Here is a 16509-nt window from a genome sequence, read left to right as displayed (position 1 = left end):
CCGGAGGTTGGCAAGAATACGGAACGTACAGGCGTCCGACAACGTGCCGCACCGTCGCGCCGCACAACAGCCCCTAGCCCTGCCTAACTGGGGCAAAAGGAACGCTAGCAGATCAACCGGCTGCCTCTTCCCCGTACTCGCCAAACCATCGGGCCAGCCGACCCCGCCGACTGACCGCCCGCAGCCGCCGTTCAGCGGCGTCCCGCACCCCGGCGGTCGCCACGATCAGCAGGCTGTCTCCGGTCTTCAACCGGGTGTCCGGTGCGGGCACGAAACCCACCCCGTCGCGCAGCACCAGGGTTACCGACGCGCCCAGCGGAAGACGCAACTCGTCGACGTGCACGCCCGCCAACCGCGAGCCCGGAGGCACCTCCAGCTGAAGCAGGTCCGCCCGCATCCGCTCCAACGGCGCGGTCTCCACATGGATCTCGGCGGCCTCGGCCGGCGCGGTCACCCGCAACCAGCGGGCGAACGGCCCCAGCGTCCCGGTCTGCACCAGCGTGAAGATCACCACCAGCACGAAGACGACATCGAAGAGACGCTCCGCGCCGGGCACCCGTTCGGAGAGCGGAATGGTCGCCAGCACGATCGGCACCGCCCCGCGCAGCCCGGCCCAGGACAGGAACGCCTGCTCGCGCAGGCCGACCCGGAACGGCAGCGCCGAGACGGCCACCGACAGGGGCCGGGCCAGCAGCACCAGAGCCAGCCCCGCGACCACCGCGGGCAGCACCGCCGCGTCCAGCCGGCCCGGCGAAACCAGCAACCCGAGCAGCACGAACAGCCCGATCTGGGCGAGCCACGCCAGCCCGTCCGCGAAGCCGAGGATCGCCTGCCGGTGTGACAATCGGGCATTGCCCAGCAGCACCCCGGCCACGTAGACGGCGAGGAACCCCGAGGCGTGCAGCGACGCCCCCGCGGCGTACGCCAGGACGGTGATGCCGACCGCGGCGATCGGATAGAGCCCGGCCGAGGGCAGCGCGGCCCGGCGTAGCGCCCAGGTGCCGGCGACACCCGCCGCCACACCCACCGCCGCACCGACGCCCAACTCGTAGCAGACCAGCCCGACCTCGTACCACCATGGGTGCGCCCAGCCCTGATGGGACAGCAGCACCACCAGCAGCACCACCGGGGCGTCGTTCATGCCCGACTCGGCCTCCAGCGTCGCCACCAACCGGGGCGGCAGCCGCAGCCGGCGCAGGGTGGCGAAGACGGCCGCCGCGTCGGTGGACGAGAGCACCGCGCCGTAGAGCAGCGCCAACCGCCAGTCCAGCCCCAGCAGCAGGTGTGCGGCGACGCCGACCACCACGATGCTGACGACCACGCCGACCGTGGAGAGCGCGGAGGCCAGCCCGAGCACCGGGCGCAGCGTGGACCACCGGGCGGTCAGGCCGCCCTCCGCGATGATCACGATCAACGCACAGAAACCAAGGGTCCGGGTCAGCTCGACGTCGTCGAAGCGGATGCCCAGTCCGGCCTCACCGATCGCCACGCCCAATGCCAGATAGACCAGGAGGCTGGGCACGCCGAGCCGGGTGGAGAGCCGCACCGCACCGACCGCGACCAGCAGGACAGCCGCACCCAGCAGCAGTGCTATATCGAACCCAGGCGTCACGGCTGCCTGGCCTGGGCGTTCCTCACTCGGCGGATCCGTCGCGCAGTCGGCACAGCACCTCGGACAGCTCCGGGCCGGGCCGATCGACGAGGAAGAGCTTGTCCCGACTGGACGCGCCAGCGCGCAGTGACACCGCCGCCGGCCGGACGCCCAGGGCACCCGCGAGAGCCCGGCGGGCCGCCTCGGTCGCTCGACCGTCGACGGCCGGGTCGTGCACCGCGATCACGAGGGCGGGCCCGTGCGGGCCATCGAAGCGGCCACCCACCCGGTCGGAAGACGCGCCGGGCTTCACCCGTACCGCCACGGTGAGCGTGTCCTGGACGGGCACCGGCGCCGCTTCAGATCGGCCGGGCGTCGGCGAGCAGGGCGGTGGCTGGCGCGCAGTGCCCGCACGGAGTGAAACCCAGCTCGGCGGCCTCGGCGACCGGCAGCGTCTCGGGCACCCGGCCAACGAGATGCGGGCAGGTGGCGAGGTGGTAGCGAGGGCGACCGTCCACCACCTGGACGTCGTGCGGCAGTCGCGCCACCCGGGCCGCCTCGGCGGGGGTGACGAGTTGCTCGGCCGGCTCGTCGGTTGGCGGGGCGCCGCGGCGCAAGGCGTCGTCGGCCGACACCGTCGATGGCGAAGCCGGGCTGACGGGAGAGGACGCGTCGTCGGCCGGAGCCACGAACGGCGCCCCCTGGTCGAGCTGGGACGCATCATCGACGCGCGCGTCGAACTGGGGCGCCTCATCGACGCGCGCGTCGAACGGGGGCGCATCATCGACGCGCGCCGCATGGCCGACGGGTGCCTCATCGTCGACGGGTGCCTCATCGTCGACGGGTATCGGATGGTCGACCGGCGACACGGGTGGTTGCCGCCACCCGGTGCCGTCGGTACCAACCGTCTTGGGCACGTGCTGGACCGGCACCTCCGGCTCGGCCAGCGGTGGCCCGTACGCGACGCCCTGCGTGGCCTGGCTGGCCCCGCGGGGTGGCTCGGGGTGCCGCCGGCCGGTCCGGCCGGGGTCCGCCGCAGCGCGGTTGGTGGCTGCCTGGCGGGCGCCCACCACCAACGCCACGGCGGCCAGCAGACTGGCCGCGATGGAGATGATCAGCATGAAACTGGAGCCACCGGCCAGGCCGAGCACCAGTAGCACCACCGCGACGAGGATGAGCAGGAGACTTGCGACTATCACGGCTCACCCCCGCCGCGTCGTACCGTCCAGGCAAGGCCGGCGACCGTCAGCATTGGCGGACAGCGATCGCCGGCCGGTGCTCAGCGTCCGGCTTCGAGGGCGCCGGAACGCCCGCCGCCGCCGTACGACCCGGCGAGACCCGCAGCGGCCAGCCCGTTGCCGCCGGCGACCCGGCCTGCCTCGGAGCGGGTCATCTCGGCCTCGAGGCCCTGGCCGCGACCGTCGAGGTCACGCAGCTGGCTCTCCAGGTACGCCTTGAGCCGGGTGCGGTACTCGCGCTCGAACTGCTTGAGCTCCTCGATGTGCTTCTGCAGGGCCGTGCGCTTGGCGTCCAGGCCGCCCATGGCCTCCTGGTGCCGCTGGCGGGCGTCCCGTTCGAGAGCGTCGGCCTTCGCGCGAGCCTCGCGGGTCACCTCCTCGGCCTTACCGCGGGCCTCGGACAGCAACTGGTCGGCCTCGCGGCGGGCGTCGGACACGTGGTCGTCGGCGGTGCGCTGGGCCATCATCAGCACGCGCAGGGCCTGCTGCTCGCCGTCACCGGTGACCGCGGGGCCGCCGGTGGCGCGGACCTGCTCCAGCTCGGCCTGCATCGCGCGGGCAGCCTGCTCGGCCGCCGACTTGTCGCGCTGCACCCGGTCCAGCTGGGCCTTGACGTCGTTGAGCTCCGCCGCAAGTCGGGCGTCGCCGCCGGGGCCTGCGGGGGCACCGCCACGGCCGCCGCGCTCCACCTGGGCGCGCAGCTCGTTGTTTTCCTCGATGAGACGGGCGAGCTCGCGCTCAACCTCGTCCAGGAAGGCGTCGACCTCCTCCTCGTCATACCCCCGCTTGCCGATCGGCGGCTTTTTGAAGGCGACGTTGTGGACGTCGGCCGGGGTCAGCGGCATCGAAACTCCTCGGGTCAGTTGCGGCCGCGAAAGCGCGTCGGTCATCAGGCAGATGCCCTGATCGACGGCCCTAACACGAACTCCATCAGCACGAACAGGATAACCAGGAGCACAAGGGAGGCCAGGTCGATGCTCACGGTACCAATTCGCAGCGGAGGGATCACACGCCTCAACGCGTTGAGAGGGGGATCAGTGACGCTCCACACGGATTCCAATCCTGCCGATGCGCCACGCCCCGGTTGCCAGCGACGGCCGTACTGCAGGACGGCGCTCAACACGAACCGGGACAGAAGGAGGAGCAGGAAGACATAAAGGATCAGGTACAGCACTTGCAGTAAGATCGACAACACGGTCAGCGACGTCCCTCGGTCGGGCGGGGTCAACTCAGACTAAAAAAGCCGCCCTCAGCGATCTTGGCCTTGTCTTCAGCGGTGACCTGGACGTTAGCCGGTGAGAGCAGGAACACCCGATTGGTCACGCGCTCGATCGTACCGCGCAGGCCGAACGCCAGACCGGCGGCGAAGTCCACCAGACGGCGGGCATCGGCCTCATCCATTTCGGTGAGGTTGATGATCACTGGAACGCCGTCGCGGAAGTGCTCGCCGATGGTGCGCGCCTCCCGGTAGGTGGTCGGGTGCAGCGTGGTGATCTGGTAGCGCTGCTCCTCCTCGGGCATCGCCCGCTCACGCGACGTGACCTGCGGCGCGAGGGCCAGGTTGTCCCGGGTGTGGTAGGTCAGCGCGCCGGATGTCTCACCAGCCGACGACCGGGTGATCGACCGCACGCTGGACCGCTCGACCCGCTCCGGACGCTCGCCGTCACCACGCTCGGACTCGCTCAGCCGTCCGCTCGTCCGCTCGGAGAGTCGACCCCGCTCACTGGCACGCGGCCGGGGAGCCGGCGGCTCCTCGGTGTCGTCCTCATCCTCGTCGGCGAACTCCTCGGCGTACCGGCTCTGCCGGTAACGCGAGTCGCGGTAGCCACCCTTGTCGTAGCCACCGTCGTCGTAGGCCCGCTCGTCGTCTTCTTCGACCAGACCGAGCCAGACCCCCGCCTTGCGCAGTGCACCCATCCCGCGCCCTTCCGTCCGCCGTGCGGCACGCGCCCCCGTGCCATGTCGCCCGTCGCGAGTGGACAACCATGCCCATCGGACCGGAGCGGCAATCCCCCCGGCACGCGATTCGCGTCGCGTGCCACGACCCCCGACTAGGAGATGCCGCCCCTGAAACAACACTGATGTAATTTGCATGTCTCGCGGTCAGGCTACCGCAGCGTGGGACGCATTCCGAGCAACGCGCTACCGACGCGGACATGTGTCGCGCCGTATCGGATCGCGATTTCGAAATCTCCGCTCATTCCCGCGGACAGCCCGGTAGCTCCCGGATGGATCGCCCGAAACGCACCGGCAACCTCCGCGAGTCGGGCGAAGGCCCGGTCCGGCTCCCAACCCAGCGGAGCCACCGCCATCAGACCGACCAGACGCAGCCCCGGCGCGTCGGCCACCGCCTCGGCCACCGGCTCCAGCCCGGTGCCCGGATCGGCCGAACCGGGCAGCGCTCCGCCCCGGGCCGCGTCGCCGTCGAGGCTCACCTGGACCATGGCGTCGAGCGGCACCTCCCGCTCGGCGGCTGCGGTGGCCAACGCGCGGGCCAGTCGGACACTGTCGACGGAGTGCACCGCGTCGGCGTAGCGGGCCACCGAGCGGGCCTTGTTGCGCTGCAACTGGCCGATGAAGTGCCAACGTGGGCGCACCCCAGCCGCAGCCACCTCGGCGGCCTTACCGGCTGCCTCCTGGTCGCGGTTCTCCCCCATGTCGGTCACCCCTAGCCCGGCCAGTGCCAACACGTCGCTGGCCGGGTAGGTCTTCGTCACCGCGATCATCGTGACCTCGGCGCGGTCCCGCCCGGCCTCCGCGCAGGCGTCGGCGATCCGGGACCGAATGTGGGCCAGGCCGGCCGCGAGTTCGGCGCGCCGTTCCGGTCGTACTGTGGCTGAACTGTCGGTCATCGGCGGTGCTCAGGACCCGTTCTTGAGGAAATCGGGGACGTCCACGTCATCGAAGAGCACCCGGCGCGGCGACTGGGCCGGAGCCGGGTTCGTGGTCGGCGCCGGCACCGGAGTGCTCTGCGGGGCCGGCTGGTTGGTGTTGGTCTTGCGGGTCGGCTCAGCCGCCTTGTACGCCGGAGTGCCGCCGTCGAAGCCCGCCGCGATGACGGTCACCCGCACCTCGTCGCCGAGCGCGTCGTCGATGACGGCACCGAAGATGATGTTGGCATCCGGGTGAGCGGCGTCGGTGACCAGCTGGGCAGCGTCGTTGATCTCGAACAGGCCCAGGTCGGAGCCGCCAGCGATGGAGAGCAGCACGCCACGCGCGCCGTCCATGCTCTGCTCCAGCAGCGGGCTCGAGATGGCCGCCTCGGCCGCCTCGACCGCGCGATTTTCCCCGCGGGCGCTGCCGATGCCCATCAACGCGCTGCCGGCGCCGCTCATCACGCTCTTGACGTCCGCGAAGTCCAGGTTGATCAGACCTGGGGTGGTGATCAGGTCGGTGATGCCCTGCACACCCGAGAGCAGCACCTGGTCGGCCGTGCGGAACGCGTCCATCATGCTGATGTTGCGGTCACCCAGCGCCAGCAGCCGGTCGTTCGGGATCACGATCAGCGTGTCGCACTGGTTGCGGAGTTCGTCTATCCCCGTCTCGGCCTGCACCTGACGGCGCTTGCCCTCGAAGGAGAACGGCCGGGTCACCACGCCGATGGTCAGCGCGCCGAGCTTGCGGGCGATGTTGGCCACCACGGGCGCGCCACCGGTGCCGGTGCCACCGCCCTCGCCGCAGGTCACGAAGACCATGTCGGCGCCCTTGAGCACCTCCTCGATCTCGTCGCGGTGGTCCTCGGCGGCGTTCTTGCCGACGTCGGGGTTGGCGCCGGCACCCAGGCCGCGGGTCAGTTCCCGGCCGACGTCGAGCTTGACGTCGGCGTCACTCATCAGCAGCGCCTGGGCATCGGTGTTGATCGCGATGAACTCGACGCCCTTGAGCCCAACCTCGATCATCCGGTTGACGGCGTTGACGCCGCCGCCCCCGATGCCGACGACCTTGATGACCGCCAGGTAGTTGTGCGGAGGTGTCATCTCCGGTCCTTTCCTTCGAGATTGGCTTCGGCCGACCGGGTACGGCGTGGCCAGACCAGCGGCCGACGACATCTGTCACCAGCGAGGATCAGAGGTGAACCCTCACCCTCTACTAGAGGCTTACAGTTATGTCAACTACTGATCCTCTTCGGGGCAACGTAAGCGCCACCGCGCGATGAGCCAAGGACCCGACCGGCGTGTCGCCGACCCGAGCGCGACGGGTCACCCCCGCGCGCGCTCCCCGAGTCAGCGAAAGGTCACCACATCCGGCGCGCTCACGTCGATCCGATTCGCTTTCTCGCCGAGCAGTGCGGTCGCCACCCGGGCCTTGTCCGACCCCCGGGTCGCGTCACCCCAGACCACCGTCCGGTCCCTCCGCAAGCCCAGGCTGATCCGGGCCAACCCCTCCACGCGCACCTCCACCAACTCGGTGCGGAGCTGCGGGGTCAGCGCCACGAGCACCTCCAACGCGGCCCGGGTCCCCGGGTCGTCGGCAGCCGGGCGGGCCACCGTCACCTGCGGCAGCTCGGCGGGGCGTCGGTCCACCGTCCGGAACGCCACCCCGCTCCGGTCGATCAGGGCGAACGCCTCCCCCTGCGGCACCGCCGCCACCGGGGTCCGCTCGGTCACCCGCACCACCAGCGCGCCGGGCCAGTCCCGGGACACCGTGGCCCGCTCCACCGCAGGCAGCGCGCCGACCCGGCGGGCGGCGGCGGCCAGGTCCACGCGGGCCAGCGGCACCCCGTCCGGCACTCCGACCGCGTCGTGCACCTGCACGGGAGTAACCAACCCGGCACCCTCCACCCGCACCTCCCGGACCCCGAACAGCCCAGTGCCGAGCACTGTCCAAGCGACGAGCCCGGCCAGGGCGAGCACGCCGGCGGCAACCGCCCACGGCAACGCCGCACGCATGCGCCGCTGCCGGGCACGGGCCATGAACCGGCGGGTCGACGGTGGTACCGCGTCGCGGCCCGCCCGGACCAGCTGCCAACGCCGGGCCGGACCCCGACGCGGGGCGCCGCCGTCGGCGGCGCTCGTCCGCCCTCGGGCCGGGCCGGGACTCATCCGGCCGTGGGTGCCGTGCCGCCAGGTGCGGCGGTGCCACCAAGGGCCGCTCCGTCGCCCCCGGCCGTGGCCCCACCCGGCACCGGCTCACCGATCGTCGGGGCGGTGCCCACCGGGTCGACGGTCGCGGTCGGTGCGGAGCCGGCGGCACGTTCACCCAGCGCGGCCAGCAACTCGTCGCCCATCAGCGAGATCGGCGGGGCCCCCATGGTGACCACCACATCCCCCGAGGTGGCCCGACGGACCACCTCGACCGGTGCCGCCTCCCACGAGTCGACGAAGACCTTACGGTCGGCGGGCAGCGCCACCGCCGCGATCAGCGCCGCCGAGCCCTCGCCGGGCTGGCGCAACTCGCCCGGACCGAAGACCTCCAACAGCACCAGCTCGTCGGCGAGGGCCAGCGCCTCGGCGATCTCCGCCTGGGAGTCGCGGGTGCGGTACAGCCGGTACGGCTGGAAGACGACGACCAGCCGCCCATCCCCGGCGACCTCACGCAGCGTCTGCAACGCCAACGTCATCGAGGTCGGGTGGTAGGCGTACTCGTCGTAGACCAGCACGCCGTCCGCGACGCCCTTGCGCTCGAAGCGCCGTCGCACGCCGGGGAAGACCGCCAGCGCGGCCTCCGCCGCCTCCAGCGGCAGATCCAGCAGGTACGTGGCCAGCACCGCGGAGGCGCTGTTCAGCCCCATGTGCCGCCCCGGCACCGGCAGCCGGAACTCGCCCAGCGACCGGCCGTCGATCGCGGCCAGGTAGCGCACACCACGCGCGGAGGAGACGATCTCGGTCAACCGCAGGTCGGCGTCGGCCGCCTCGCCGTAGGTGAACACCCGCCGCCCCTCGGCGCGCAGGCTCTCAGCCAGCCGTCGACCGCCCGGGTCGTCGGCGCAGGTGATGATGAACCCGTCCGGGTCGGTGAGGCGGGCGAACTCCACGAACGCCGCCTCCAGCGTCGCGTAGTCGCCGTAGGTGTTCAGGTGGTCGGCCTCGACGTTGGTGATGATCGAGACGTACGGGCGGTAGATGAGGAACGAGCGGTCGCTCTCGTCCGCCTCGACCACGAAGTGCTCGCCGGTGCCGTGGTGGGCACCCGAGCCAACCTCGGAGATCTCCCCGCCGATCACGAAGGACGGGTCCACACCGGCCTGCTGGAGCACCATCGTCACCATCGACGTGGTGGTGGTCTTGCCGTGTGTGCCGGCGACCGCCACCGCCCGACGGCCGGTCATCGCCGCAGCCAGGGCCTCCGAGCGGTGCAGCACCCGCAGGCCGCGCCGACGCGCCTCGACCAGCTCCAGGTGATCCTGCGGAATGGCCGACGAGTAGACGACGGTGTCCACGCCGTCGAGGTTGCTCGCCTCGTGGCTGAGGTGGATGGTGCCACCGAGCGCCCGCAGCCCCTCCAGCGAGGGCCACTCCCGCAGGTCGCTGCCGGAAACCCGGATGCCGCGGGTGAGCAGCAGTCGGGCCACGCCGAGCATGCCCACCCCACCCACCCCGATCAGGTGGACGGCGCCCAGGTCCTCGGCGGTGAGCGTGCCGGCCGGGGTGAACTGCGCGGTCATCGGGCCACCGCCTCGATGACGAAGGAGCGCAGCGCCTCGTCACCGTCGCGCCGCCCGTACGCTGCCGCGGCGGCGCCCATCGCGTACAACCGCTGCGGGTCGCGGATGAGGGGAATGACGGTGCGCTCCAACCAGTCCGGGGTGAGCTCGGTGTCGTCGACCAGCAGCCCACCGCCGGCCTCGACCACGGGCAGCGCGTTGCGCCTCTGCTCCTGGTTGCTGTGCGGGTACGGCACGTAGATCGTGGGCAGCCCGATCGCGGCCACCTCGGCGACGGTCATCGCCCCGCCCCGGGCCAGCATCAGGTCGGCGGCGGCGTAGCCCAGCTCCATCTCGGACAGGTACGGCAGCGTCACGTACGGCACGGGCAGGTCGGTGGGGATCGGCACCGGCTCGTTGCGGGCGCCCATCACGTGCAGCACCTGCACGCCGTTGCGGGCCAACTCCTTGGCCGCCCCGGAGACCGCCAGGTTGATCGAGCGGGCGCCCGACGAACCGCCGGAGACGAAGAGCACCGGCAGGTCCGGGCGGAGCCCGAAGTGGGCGCGGGCGGCGTTGCGCAGCGCGTACCGGTCCAGCCCCGCGATAGTGCGACGCAGCGGCACCCCGACGATGGTGGCGTCGCGCAGCGACTCGGCCTGGCTCGGCTGGTGCGGGAAGCCGACGGCGATGTTCTTGGTGAACTTCATGCCCAGCCGGTTGGCCACGCCCGGCGGCACGTTCACCTCGTGGATCACCATCGGCAGCTCCCGGCGCCAGGCGGCCAGGTAGGCCGGCACCGAGACGTACCCGCCGAAGCCGACGACCACGTCGGCCTTGACCTCGTCGATCACCTTGCCCGCGGCGCGCGCCGCGGTCCACATCCGGCCCGGGGTACGGACCAGGTTCATGTTCACCGACCGGGGCAGCTGGTACGCCGGGATCTGCCGCAACTCGTAGCCGTGCGGCGGAATCAGATCGTTCTCCATACCGCGTGGTGTGCCGAGGCAGGTGATCCGGACGCCCGGGTCGTGTCGGCGCAGGCAGTCGGCGAAGGCGAGCAACGGGTAGACGTGCCCCCCCGTGCCACCTCCCGCGAGCACCACCGAACGCAGCGGACCCATCAGCGTCTCCTCTCGCTCGCCGTACCCCCGCGGCTCCGGTCCTGTCGGACCCCGCGCGGCGCGGCCTGGTCGTCGTGGCGCCGCTCGCGGGACCGGGGCACGGACCCTCGGCCGACGGGCGGCGTCGCCGGGCGGCGGCGCCGGCCGGGAAGCGGCGGCAACGGGGCCCAGAGTAGTCGGACCCACCGGGCCGGCGGACGGGCATGCAGTGCTCTGGCCGCATCGGGTTCCGCGCGGGCGAACGACGCCAGCATGCCGATCCCGGCCAACGTCACCACCAGGGCACTTCCACCGTCGGAGATGAACGGCAGCGGCAGGCCGGTGATCGGCAGCAGCCCGACCACCCCACCAATGTTGATCACGGCCTGGCTGACCAACCAGGTGGTCACGGCGGCGGCGGCGAGCCGGCGGAACGGGTCGTCGACCCGCCGGGCGATCCGCAACCCGGTGTACGCGAGGACCGCGAACAGGCTGAGGATGACGACACACCCGATCACGCCCAACTCCTCGGCGATGATGGCGAAGATGAAGTCGTTGTGCGCCTCGGGCAGCCAGTCCCACTTCAGGCTGCCCTTGCCCAGCCCGACCCCGAACCAGCCGCCGTGTTCGATGGCCAGTCGACCCTGGTAGAACTGAAGACAGTCGTTGAGTTTGCAGGTCTCCGGGTCCGGCGGATTGAAGAACATGTCCAGCCGGGCGAGGCGGTAGTTGTCCGCGCCGCGCTCGCCGGAGCCGGCGCCCAGCGAGGCCACCGCGACGAGCAGGCCGATCCCGACCAGACCGGCCGCAGCCAGGGCGCCGAAGACCCGCATCTGCACCCCGGCGGCCCAGAGCAGACCGACCACCAGGGCCAGCAGGCAGAGCATGGTGCCCGTGTCGTTGTAGCCGACCAGGACGAAGAGCAGGCCCAGCACCGGAAAGAGCGGGGTGGCCAATTCCCGCCACCAGCCCAGCGCGGCACCCTTGCGGGCGATCACGTGCGCGCCCCACAACACCAGCGCGAACTTGGCCAGCTCGGAGGGCTGCACCTGGATCCCGCCGATGAACAGCCAGTTCAGCCGCGCCTCGATCGGCCCAAACACGACCGACTTCTGACGGGTGAGCCGGCCGTAGGCCACCAGCAGGTTGAGCACCAGCAGCAGCGCGATCGAGGCGAACAGCAGCGGCCGGCCCAGCGACCGGTAGGTGCTGGCGGGCAGCCGCTGGCAGGCCCAGAACACCACGATGCCGATCACCGCGAAGATGGCCTGCTTGGTCACCGAGGCCGAGGCGTTGCCGTCCTCGGCGTAGTCCTTCACGCTGGTCGCCGAGAAGACCATGGTCAGCCCGATCAGCAGCAGCAGGCCGGCGCTGGACAGCAGCAGGTAGTAGGACGCCAGCGGCCGGTCCAGTAGGCCACGCAGCGCGGCGAGCCCGCCGGCAGCGTCCAGCCCGCGCAGCGGCACGGGCGGCGCTGGTTCCGCCTCGCGCGGTGTCGCCCCCGGCTCTGCGCCGCGCACATCGTCCGGTGGCGCGCTGGCCTCCGTGGTACGCGCCGCGCCCAGTGACCGTCGCGGCCGACCGGCTGTCTTGTCGTCGGTGCCTGAATCCTCCCCCACCCCGACATCATCACCGTTAGGCACGCCCGAGCGGCCCACAACGACGCACCGGGCGTGTCGGACCAGGGGCCGGCACCTGCGCATCGCCGCCTTTGCTCTGCTTCAACCCAGGCAACGCCCCGCGTCCGATATCCGGACGCCGGGTGTTGCCTCCGTTGAAGCAGAGCAAAGGAGAACCCGAACACCCTCGCCACCGCGCCAGCGCACGGTCACTGCCAGAACGGTGACCTGCTCGAACGGGGTGGAGATCAGGTCATGTTGGCGAGGAACTCGCTGTAGAAAAGGCCCAGGGCGATGGCCACGCCGATGCCGGCGATGATCCAGAAGCGCACCACGATGTTGACTTCGCTCCAGCCGGCCAGCTCGAAGTGGTGCTGAAGGGGCGACATTCGGAACACCCGTTTACCGGTGGTCTTGAAGGAGATGATCTGGATCACCACGGACATCGTGATGATCACGAAGAGCCCACCGATGATCGGCAGGAGCAGGATGGTGCGGGTGGACATCGCCATGCCCGCGATCAGGCCGCCCAGCCCGAGCGCGCCGGTGTCACCCATGAAGATCCGGGCCGGCGACGTGTTCCACCAGAGGAAGCCCACACAGGCCCCGGCCGCCGCTCCGGCTATCAGCGCGATCTCCAACGGGTCGCGGACCTCGTAGCAGTACGGCTGGGTGTAGTTCGGGTCGGCGCACCAGTGCCGGTACTGCCAGAACGCGATCAACGCGTACGCGGCGAGCACCATCACCGACGCGCCGGTGGCGAGACCGTCCAGGCCATCGGTGAGGTTGACGCCGTTCGTCGCAGCCATCACCACGAAGATGAAGATGATCACCGCGCCGACCTTGCTGACCTCCAGGGCATCGATGTCCCGGATGAAGCTCAGCGTGGTGCTGCCCACCGTCTCGGTGTTGGTCGCCAAGCCCTTCGCGTCGGTCATCGTGCTCGGGAAGTACAGAGCGACCACGCCGAAGACCGCGCCGACCAGGATCTGACCGAGCAGCTTGCCGCGCTTGTTCAGCCCGGCGCTGTTGCGCTTGCGCACCTTGAGGAAGTCGTCGAGGAAGCCGACCGCGCCGGAGAAGACCATCAGTCCCAGCAGCACCAGCGCGGTGATGGTCGGCTCGACCTGGGCGATCTGCAGATCCGGCAGGCTGGTCAGCGCGAGGTGCCCGGCCACGTACGCGATTACCGTGGCCAGGATGAAGACCACGCCGCCCATCGTCGGCGTGCCCTTCTTGCCCTGGTGCATCGCCGGGCCGTCAGTCCGGATCGGCTGACCGGCCTTCAGCCGGGTGAAGACCTTGATCGCGATCGGGGTGCAGAAGAGCGAAACGATGAAGGCCACCCCGACGGCGACGATGACCGCCCTCATCGGGTGGACTCCCCACCGGCGTCGGCGCGCAGGGCGTCGGCCACCTCCCAGGTCCGATACCGGGAGCCTTTGACCAGCACGACATCACCCGGTCTTAGTTCGCTCCCCAGCACCTCGACGGCCGCCGCCTGATCGGTGAGCACCACCGACTCTCCTCCCCAGTTCACTACCGCTGTCGCGCCCTCGTGGATCGGCGCGGCCGGCTCGCCCACCACGAGCAGCCGGTCGACGCCCAGCTCGGCCGCGAGTTGGCCGATCTCGGCGTGACCGTCCCGCTCGAAGGGACCCAGCTCGGCCATGTAACCAAGCACCGCGACCGTACGCCGACCCTGGCCGATGCTGGCCAGCGCCCGCACCGCGACCGCCATCGAGGCCGGATTCGCGTTGTACGAGTCGTCGATGACAGTCACCCCGTCCGGACGGTCGAAGACGTCCATCCGACGGGTCGAAACCAGCCCCAGCTCGCCGAGGGCCGTCGCCAGCTCGGCCAGCGGCATGCCCAGCTCCCGAGCCACCGCCGCCGCGGCGAGAGTATTCCAGACCTGGTGGCGGCCGGTCAGCCCGAGCCGCACCGATGCGCGGCCCTCCGGGGTGACCAGGGTGTACGAAGCGTGCCCCCGCTCGTCCAGCGTCACGTCCTCGGCCCGCACGTCGGCGTCCGGCGCCTCGCCGTAACGGACCACCCGGGCCTGGGTGCGGCTCGCCATCGCGTCCACCCGTGGGTCGTCGGCGTTCAGCACCGCCAGCCCGTCCGGCGGCAGGGCCTCGACCAGCTCACCCTTGGCCAGGGCGATGGTGTCCTGCGAGCCGAACTCGCCGATGTGCGACGTGCCGACGTTGAGCACCACGGAGATGCGGGGCGGCACCAGCTCGCAGAGGTAACGCACGTGCCCGACCCCGCGCGATCCCTTCTCCATCACCAGGTAGCGGGTGTCCGGCCCGGCCTGCAGCGCGGTGTACGGGTGCCCCAGCTCGTTGTTGAACGAGCCGGGCGGCGCCACCGTGGCCCCGAGCCGGGCGGTGAGCTGACCGATCAGGTCCTTCGTGGTGGTCTTGCCGGAGGAGCCGGTCAGGCCGATCACGGTCAGCCCGGGCAGCCGGTCCACCGCCGCGCGGGCCAGCCGGCCCAGCGCGGTCAGGGCGTCGTCGACGAGCACCATCGGCACCCCGGGAATCTCGCGGGTGCCGAGCACCGCCACCGCCCCGGCCTGGACCGCCGTCGCCGCGTAGTCGTGCCCGTCGACCTTCTCGCCCGGGAAGGCCACGAACAGCGAACCGGGCCCCACCTTGCGCGAGTCGAATTCCACGGAGCCGGTGACGGTGACGGTCGGATCGGCGGCCACCAGTCGCCCGTCGACCGCCGCGGCCACCTCGGCCAGGCTCAGCGCGATCACCGCTGACCCCCCGAGTCCCCGAAGCGGGCCCGCAGCGCGTCGGCCAGCTCGACGTTGTCGTCGAACGGAAACACCTCGCCCGCCACCTCCTGGCCCCGCTCGTGCCCCTTGCCGAGCAGCGCGATCACGTCGCCCGGCTCGGCGAGCCGCACCGCCTCGTCGATCGCGGCACGCCGGCCCGCCACCTCGATGATCCGGGCGGCCGTCGCGGCCCGGTAGGCCCCGGCGAGCACCTCGGCGCGGATCTCCGCCGGGTCCTCGGTACGCGGGTTGTCGTCGGTCACCAGCACCACGTCGGCTCCCTCCGCAGCGGCCGCGCCCATCACCGGCCGCTTGCCCCGGTCCCGGTCTCCGCCGGCGCCGATCACACAGATCAGCCGCCCGACGCTCAGCTCACGCAGCGCGGCCAGCGCGGCCACGATCGCGTCCGACTTGTGCGCGTAGTCGACGACCCCGCGCACCGGCCCGGCAGTGTCGACAAGCTCCAACCGGCCGGGCACGCCACCGCAGGCGGCCACGCCGTCGGCCGCAGTCGCCGGGTCGACCCCGGCACCGACCAGCGCGGCGATGGCCAGCAGCGCGTTTGCCACGTTGTGCCGGCCGGGCAGCGCCACCCCGGCGGAAACGACCACGCCGTTCGGGCCGTGCGCGGTGAACCGCTGGGCGTACCCCTCGCCACCCACGCCGTCGGCCCACCAGGTCGCGCCCTGGTCGCCGGCTGCCGAGTAGGTGACCGTGGTCGGCTTGTGCAGCGGCTTCAACGCCGGGTCGTCGTGGTTGAGCACCTCGACCGCGCAGCGCCCGTCGAAGAGCTGAGCCTTCGCGGCGAAATAGTCGTCGCTGTCGGCGTGGAAGTCCAGGTGGTCGGAGCCGAAGTTGGTGTAACCCCCGACGGCGAAGCGCACACCGCCCACCCGGCCCATCGCCAGGGCGTGGCTGGAAACCTCCATGACCACGGCGGTGACGCCACTCTCGCGTGCGGTGGCCAGCATGGCGTGCAGGTCGGTCGCCTCGGGGGTGGTGCGCACGCTGTCGATCACCAGGGCACCGAGCCGCGTCTCCACGGTGCCGATCAACCCGGTGGTGTGCCCAGCGGCCCGCAACCCGGACTCGACCAGGTAGGCCGTGGACGTCTTACCGGCGGTGCCGGTCACCCCGATCACGGTGAGACCGTCGGTCGGGTCGCCGTAGACGGCAGAGGCCAGCTCGCCGAGCACGGCACGCGGGTCGGGCACCACCAGTGCGGGCAGGCCGCTCCCCGTCGCCAGCTCCGCACCCGCCGGGTCGGTCAGCAGGGCCACCGCACCCGCCTCGGCGGCGGCGGCGGCGAACTCCGCGCCGTGCCGACGGGCACCGGGCAGCGCCGCGTAGAGGTCGCCGGGGCGGACCTCCTGGCTGGCATGGGTGGCCCCGGTGACGGCCACCGTGGCGGCGTCCGCCGGAAGGTCGACGGCGAGTCGGACGGCAAGATCGCCGAGCCGGACTCCGGTCACGGTACGTGGACGTGGATTGCCGGGCACGGCGTCAGACCCTACCCGGTCGTCCGGTTCCGGCCGTACAGCCGCCCCGGTAGTTCGTCGGCACTCACCGATGATGTCCCGCCGTCGC

The 16509-nt window shown here is 71.6% G+C and carries 14 protein-coding genes and 1 pseudogene; all 15 read right to left on the bottom strand.

Annotated elements, in window-relative coordinates; genetic code table 11:
- Positions 1-112: 112 nt before the first annotated feature.
- Positions 113-1612, bottom strand: coding sequence for a potassium/proton antiporter (locus ACLQ28_RS26870; protein ID WP_425689043.1), 1500 nt, complete (start codon positions 1610-1612; stop codon positions 113-115).
- 22 nt (positions 1613-1634) lie between these two features.
- Complete coding sequence (locus ACLQ28_RS26865) at positions 1635-1940, bottom strand: DUF167 domain-containing protein (protein ID WP_425689042.1); 306 nt, start codon at positions 1938-1940, stop codon at positions 1635-1637.
- A gap of 463 nt (positions 1941-2403) precedes the next feature.
- Positions 2404-2790 (bottom strand): annotated as a pseudogene (locus ACLQ28_RS26860) (hypothetical protein); the annotation flags it as partial.
- Between the two features lie 80 nt (positions 2791-2870).
- Entirely contained in the window at positions 2871-3674 is an 804-nt protein-coding gene (locus tag ACLQ28_RS26855) for a DivIVA domain-containing protein (RefSeq protein ID WP_184177082.1), read from the bottom strand.
- Between the two features lie 44 nt (positions 3675-3718).
- Positions 3719-4024 carry a YggT family protein gene (locus ACLQ28_RS26850; protein ID WP_030334503.1) on the bottom strand — a complete coding sequence of 102 codons (306 nt, stop codon included), beginning with the start codon at positions 4022-4024 and terminating at the stop codon, positions 3719-3721.
- A 29-nt stretch (positions 4025-4053) separates the two neighbouring features.
- The gene (locus ACLQ28_RS26845; RefSeq protein WP_425689041.1) at positions 4054-4746 is read right to left on the bottom strand and encodes a cell division protein SepF; all 693 of its coding nucleotides are present in this window, start codon (positions 4744-4746) and stop codon (positions 4054-4056) included.
- Between the two features lie 191 nt (positions 4747-4937).
- On the bottom strand, positions 4938-5681 hold the full coding sequence (locus ACLQ28_RS26840; protein ID WP_425689040.1) for a YggS family pyridoxal phosphate-dependent enzyme: 744 nt from the start codon (positions 5679-5681) through the stop codon (positions 4938-4940).
- A 9-nt stretch (positions 5682-5690) separates the two neighbouring features.
- Complete coding sequence (ftsZ, locus tag ACLQ28_RS26835; RefSeq protein ID WP_425689039.1) at positions 5691-6806, bottom strand: cell division protein FtsZ; 1116 nt, start codon at positions 6804-6806, stop codon at positions 5691-5693.
- 246 nt (positions 6807-7052) lie between these two features.
- Entirely contained in the window at positions 7053-7871 is an 819-nt protein-coding gene (locus tag ACLQ28_RS26830; RefSeq protein WP_425689038.1) for a cell division protein FtsQ/DivIB, read from the bottom strand.
- On the bottom strand, positions 7868-9433 hold the full coding sequence (gene murC / locus ACLQ28_RS26825) for a UDP-N-acetylmuramate--L-alanine ligase (protein WP_425689037.1): 1566 nt from the start codon (positions 9431-9433) through the stop codon (positions 7868-7870). The genes ACLQ28_RS26830 and murC overlap by 4 nt, the downstream gene beginning before the upstream one ends.
- Positions 9430-10536 (bottom strand): undecaprenyldiphospho-muramoylpentapeptide beta-N-acetylglucosaminyltransferase, encoded by a 1107-nt coding sequence (gene murG, locus ACLQ28_RS26820; protein ID WP_425689036.1) that lies wholly within the window; start codon positions 10534-10536, stop codon positions 9430-9432. The genes murC and murG overlap by 4 nt, the downstream gene beginning before the upstream one ends.
- Positions 10536-11966 carry an FtsW/RodA/SpoVE family cell cycle protein gene (locus tag ACLQ28_RS26815; RefSeq protein ID WP_425689133.1) on the bottom strand — a complete coding sequence of 477 codons (1431 nt, stop codon included), beginning with the start codon at positions 11964-11966 and terminating at the stop codon, positions 10536-10538. Before ACLQ28_RS26815 ends, murG begins: the two co-directional genes overlap by 1 nt.
- A 416-nt stretch (positions 11967-12382) precedes the next feature.
- Entirely contained in the window at positions 12383-13507 is a 1125-nt protein-coding gene (mraY, locus tag ACLQ28_RS26810) for a phospho-N-acetylmuramoyl-pentapeptide-transferase (protein ID WP_425689035.1), read from the bottom strand.
- Positions 13504-14901, bottom strand: a complete 1398-nt coding sequence (locus ACLQ28_RS26805; RefSeq protein WP_425689034.1) for a UDP-N-acetylmuramoyl-tripeptide--D-alanyl-D-alanine ligase — start codon at positions 14899-14901, stop codon at positions 13504-13506. Before ACLQ28_RS26805 ends, mraY begins: the two co-directional genes overlap by 4 nt.
- Complete coding sequence (locus ACLQ28_RS26800) at positions 14898-16421, bottom strand: UDP-N-acetylmuramoyl-L-alanyl-D-glutamate--2,6-diaminopimelate ligase (RefSeq protein WP_425689033.1); 1524 nt, start codon at positions 16419-16421, stop codon at positions 14898-14900. Before ACLQ28_RS26800 ends, ACLQ28_RS26805 begins: the two co-directional genes overlap by 4 nt.
- Positions 16422-16509: the final 88 nt, after the last annotated feature.

The organism is Micromonospora sp. DT201, assembly GCF_049841575.1.
Lineage (GTDB): Bacteria > Actinomycetota > Actinomycetes > Mycobacteriales > Micromonosporaceae > Micromonospora.
The sequence above is the reverse complement of the archived record's forward strand: the minus strand, read 5'-3'. Positions and strand labels throughout refer to the sequence as shown.

Bases quoted from the DNA above. Each gene is read 5' to 3' on its own strand.
- ACLQ28_RS26830 (WP_425689038.1), bottom strand. From the start codon at position 7,871: ATGAGTCCCGGCCCGGCCCGAGGGCGGACGAGCGCCGCCGACGGCGGC.
- ACLQ28_RS26845 (WP_425689041.1), bottom strand. From the start codon at position 4,746: ATGGGTGCACTGCGCAAGGCGGGGGTCTGGCTCGGTCTGGTCGAAGAA.
- murG (WP_425689036.1), bottom strand. From the start codon at position 10,536: ATGGGTCCGCTGCGTTCGGTGGTGCTCGCGGGAGGTGGCACGGGGGGG.
- murC (WP_425689037.1), bottom strand. From the start codon at position 9,433: ATGACCGCGCAGTTCACCCCGGCCGGCACGCTCACCGCCGAGGACCTG.
- ACLQ28_RS26840 (WP_425689040.1), bottom strand. From the start codon at position 5,681: ATGACCGACAGTTCAGCCACAGTACGACCGGAACGGCGCGCCGAACTC.
- ACLQ28_RS26855 (WP_184177082.1), bottom strand. From the start codon at position 3,674: ATGCCGCTGACCCCGGCCGACGTCCACAACGTCGCCTTCAAAAAGCCG.
- ftsZ (WP_425689039.1), bottom strand. From the start codon at position 6,806: ATGACACCTCCGCACAACTACCTGGCGGTCATCAAGGTCGTCGGCATC.
- mraY (WP_425689035.1), bottom strand. From the start codon at position 13,507: ATGAGGGCGGTCATCGTCGCCGTCGGGGTGGCCTTCATCGTTTCGCTC.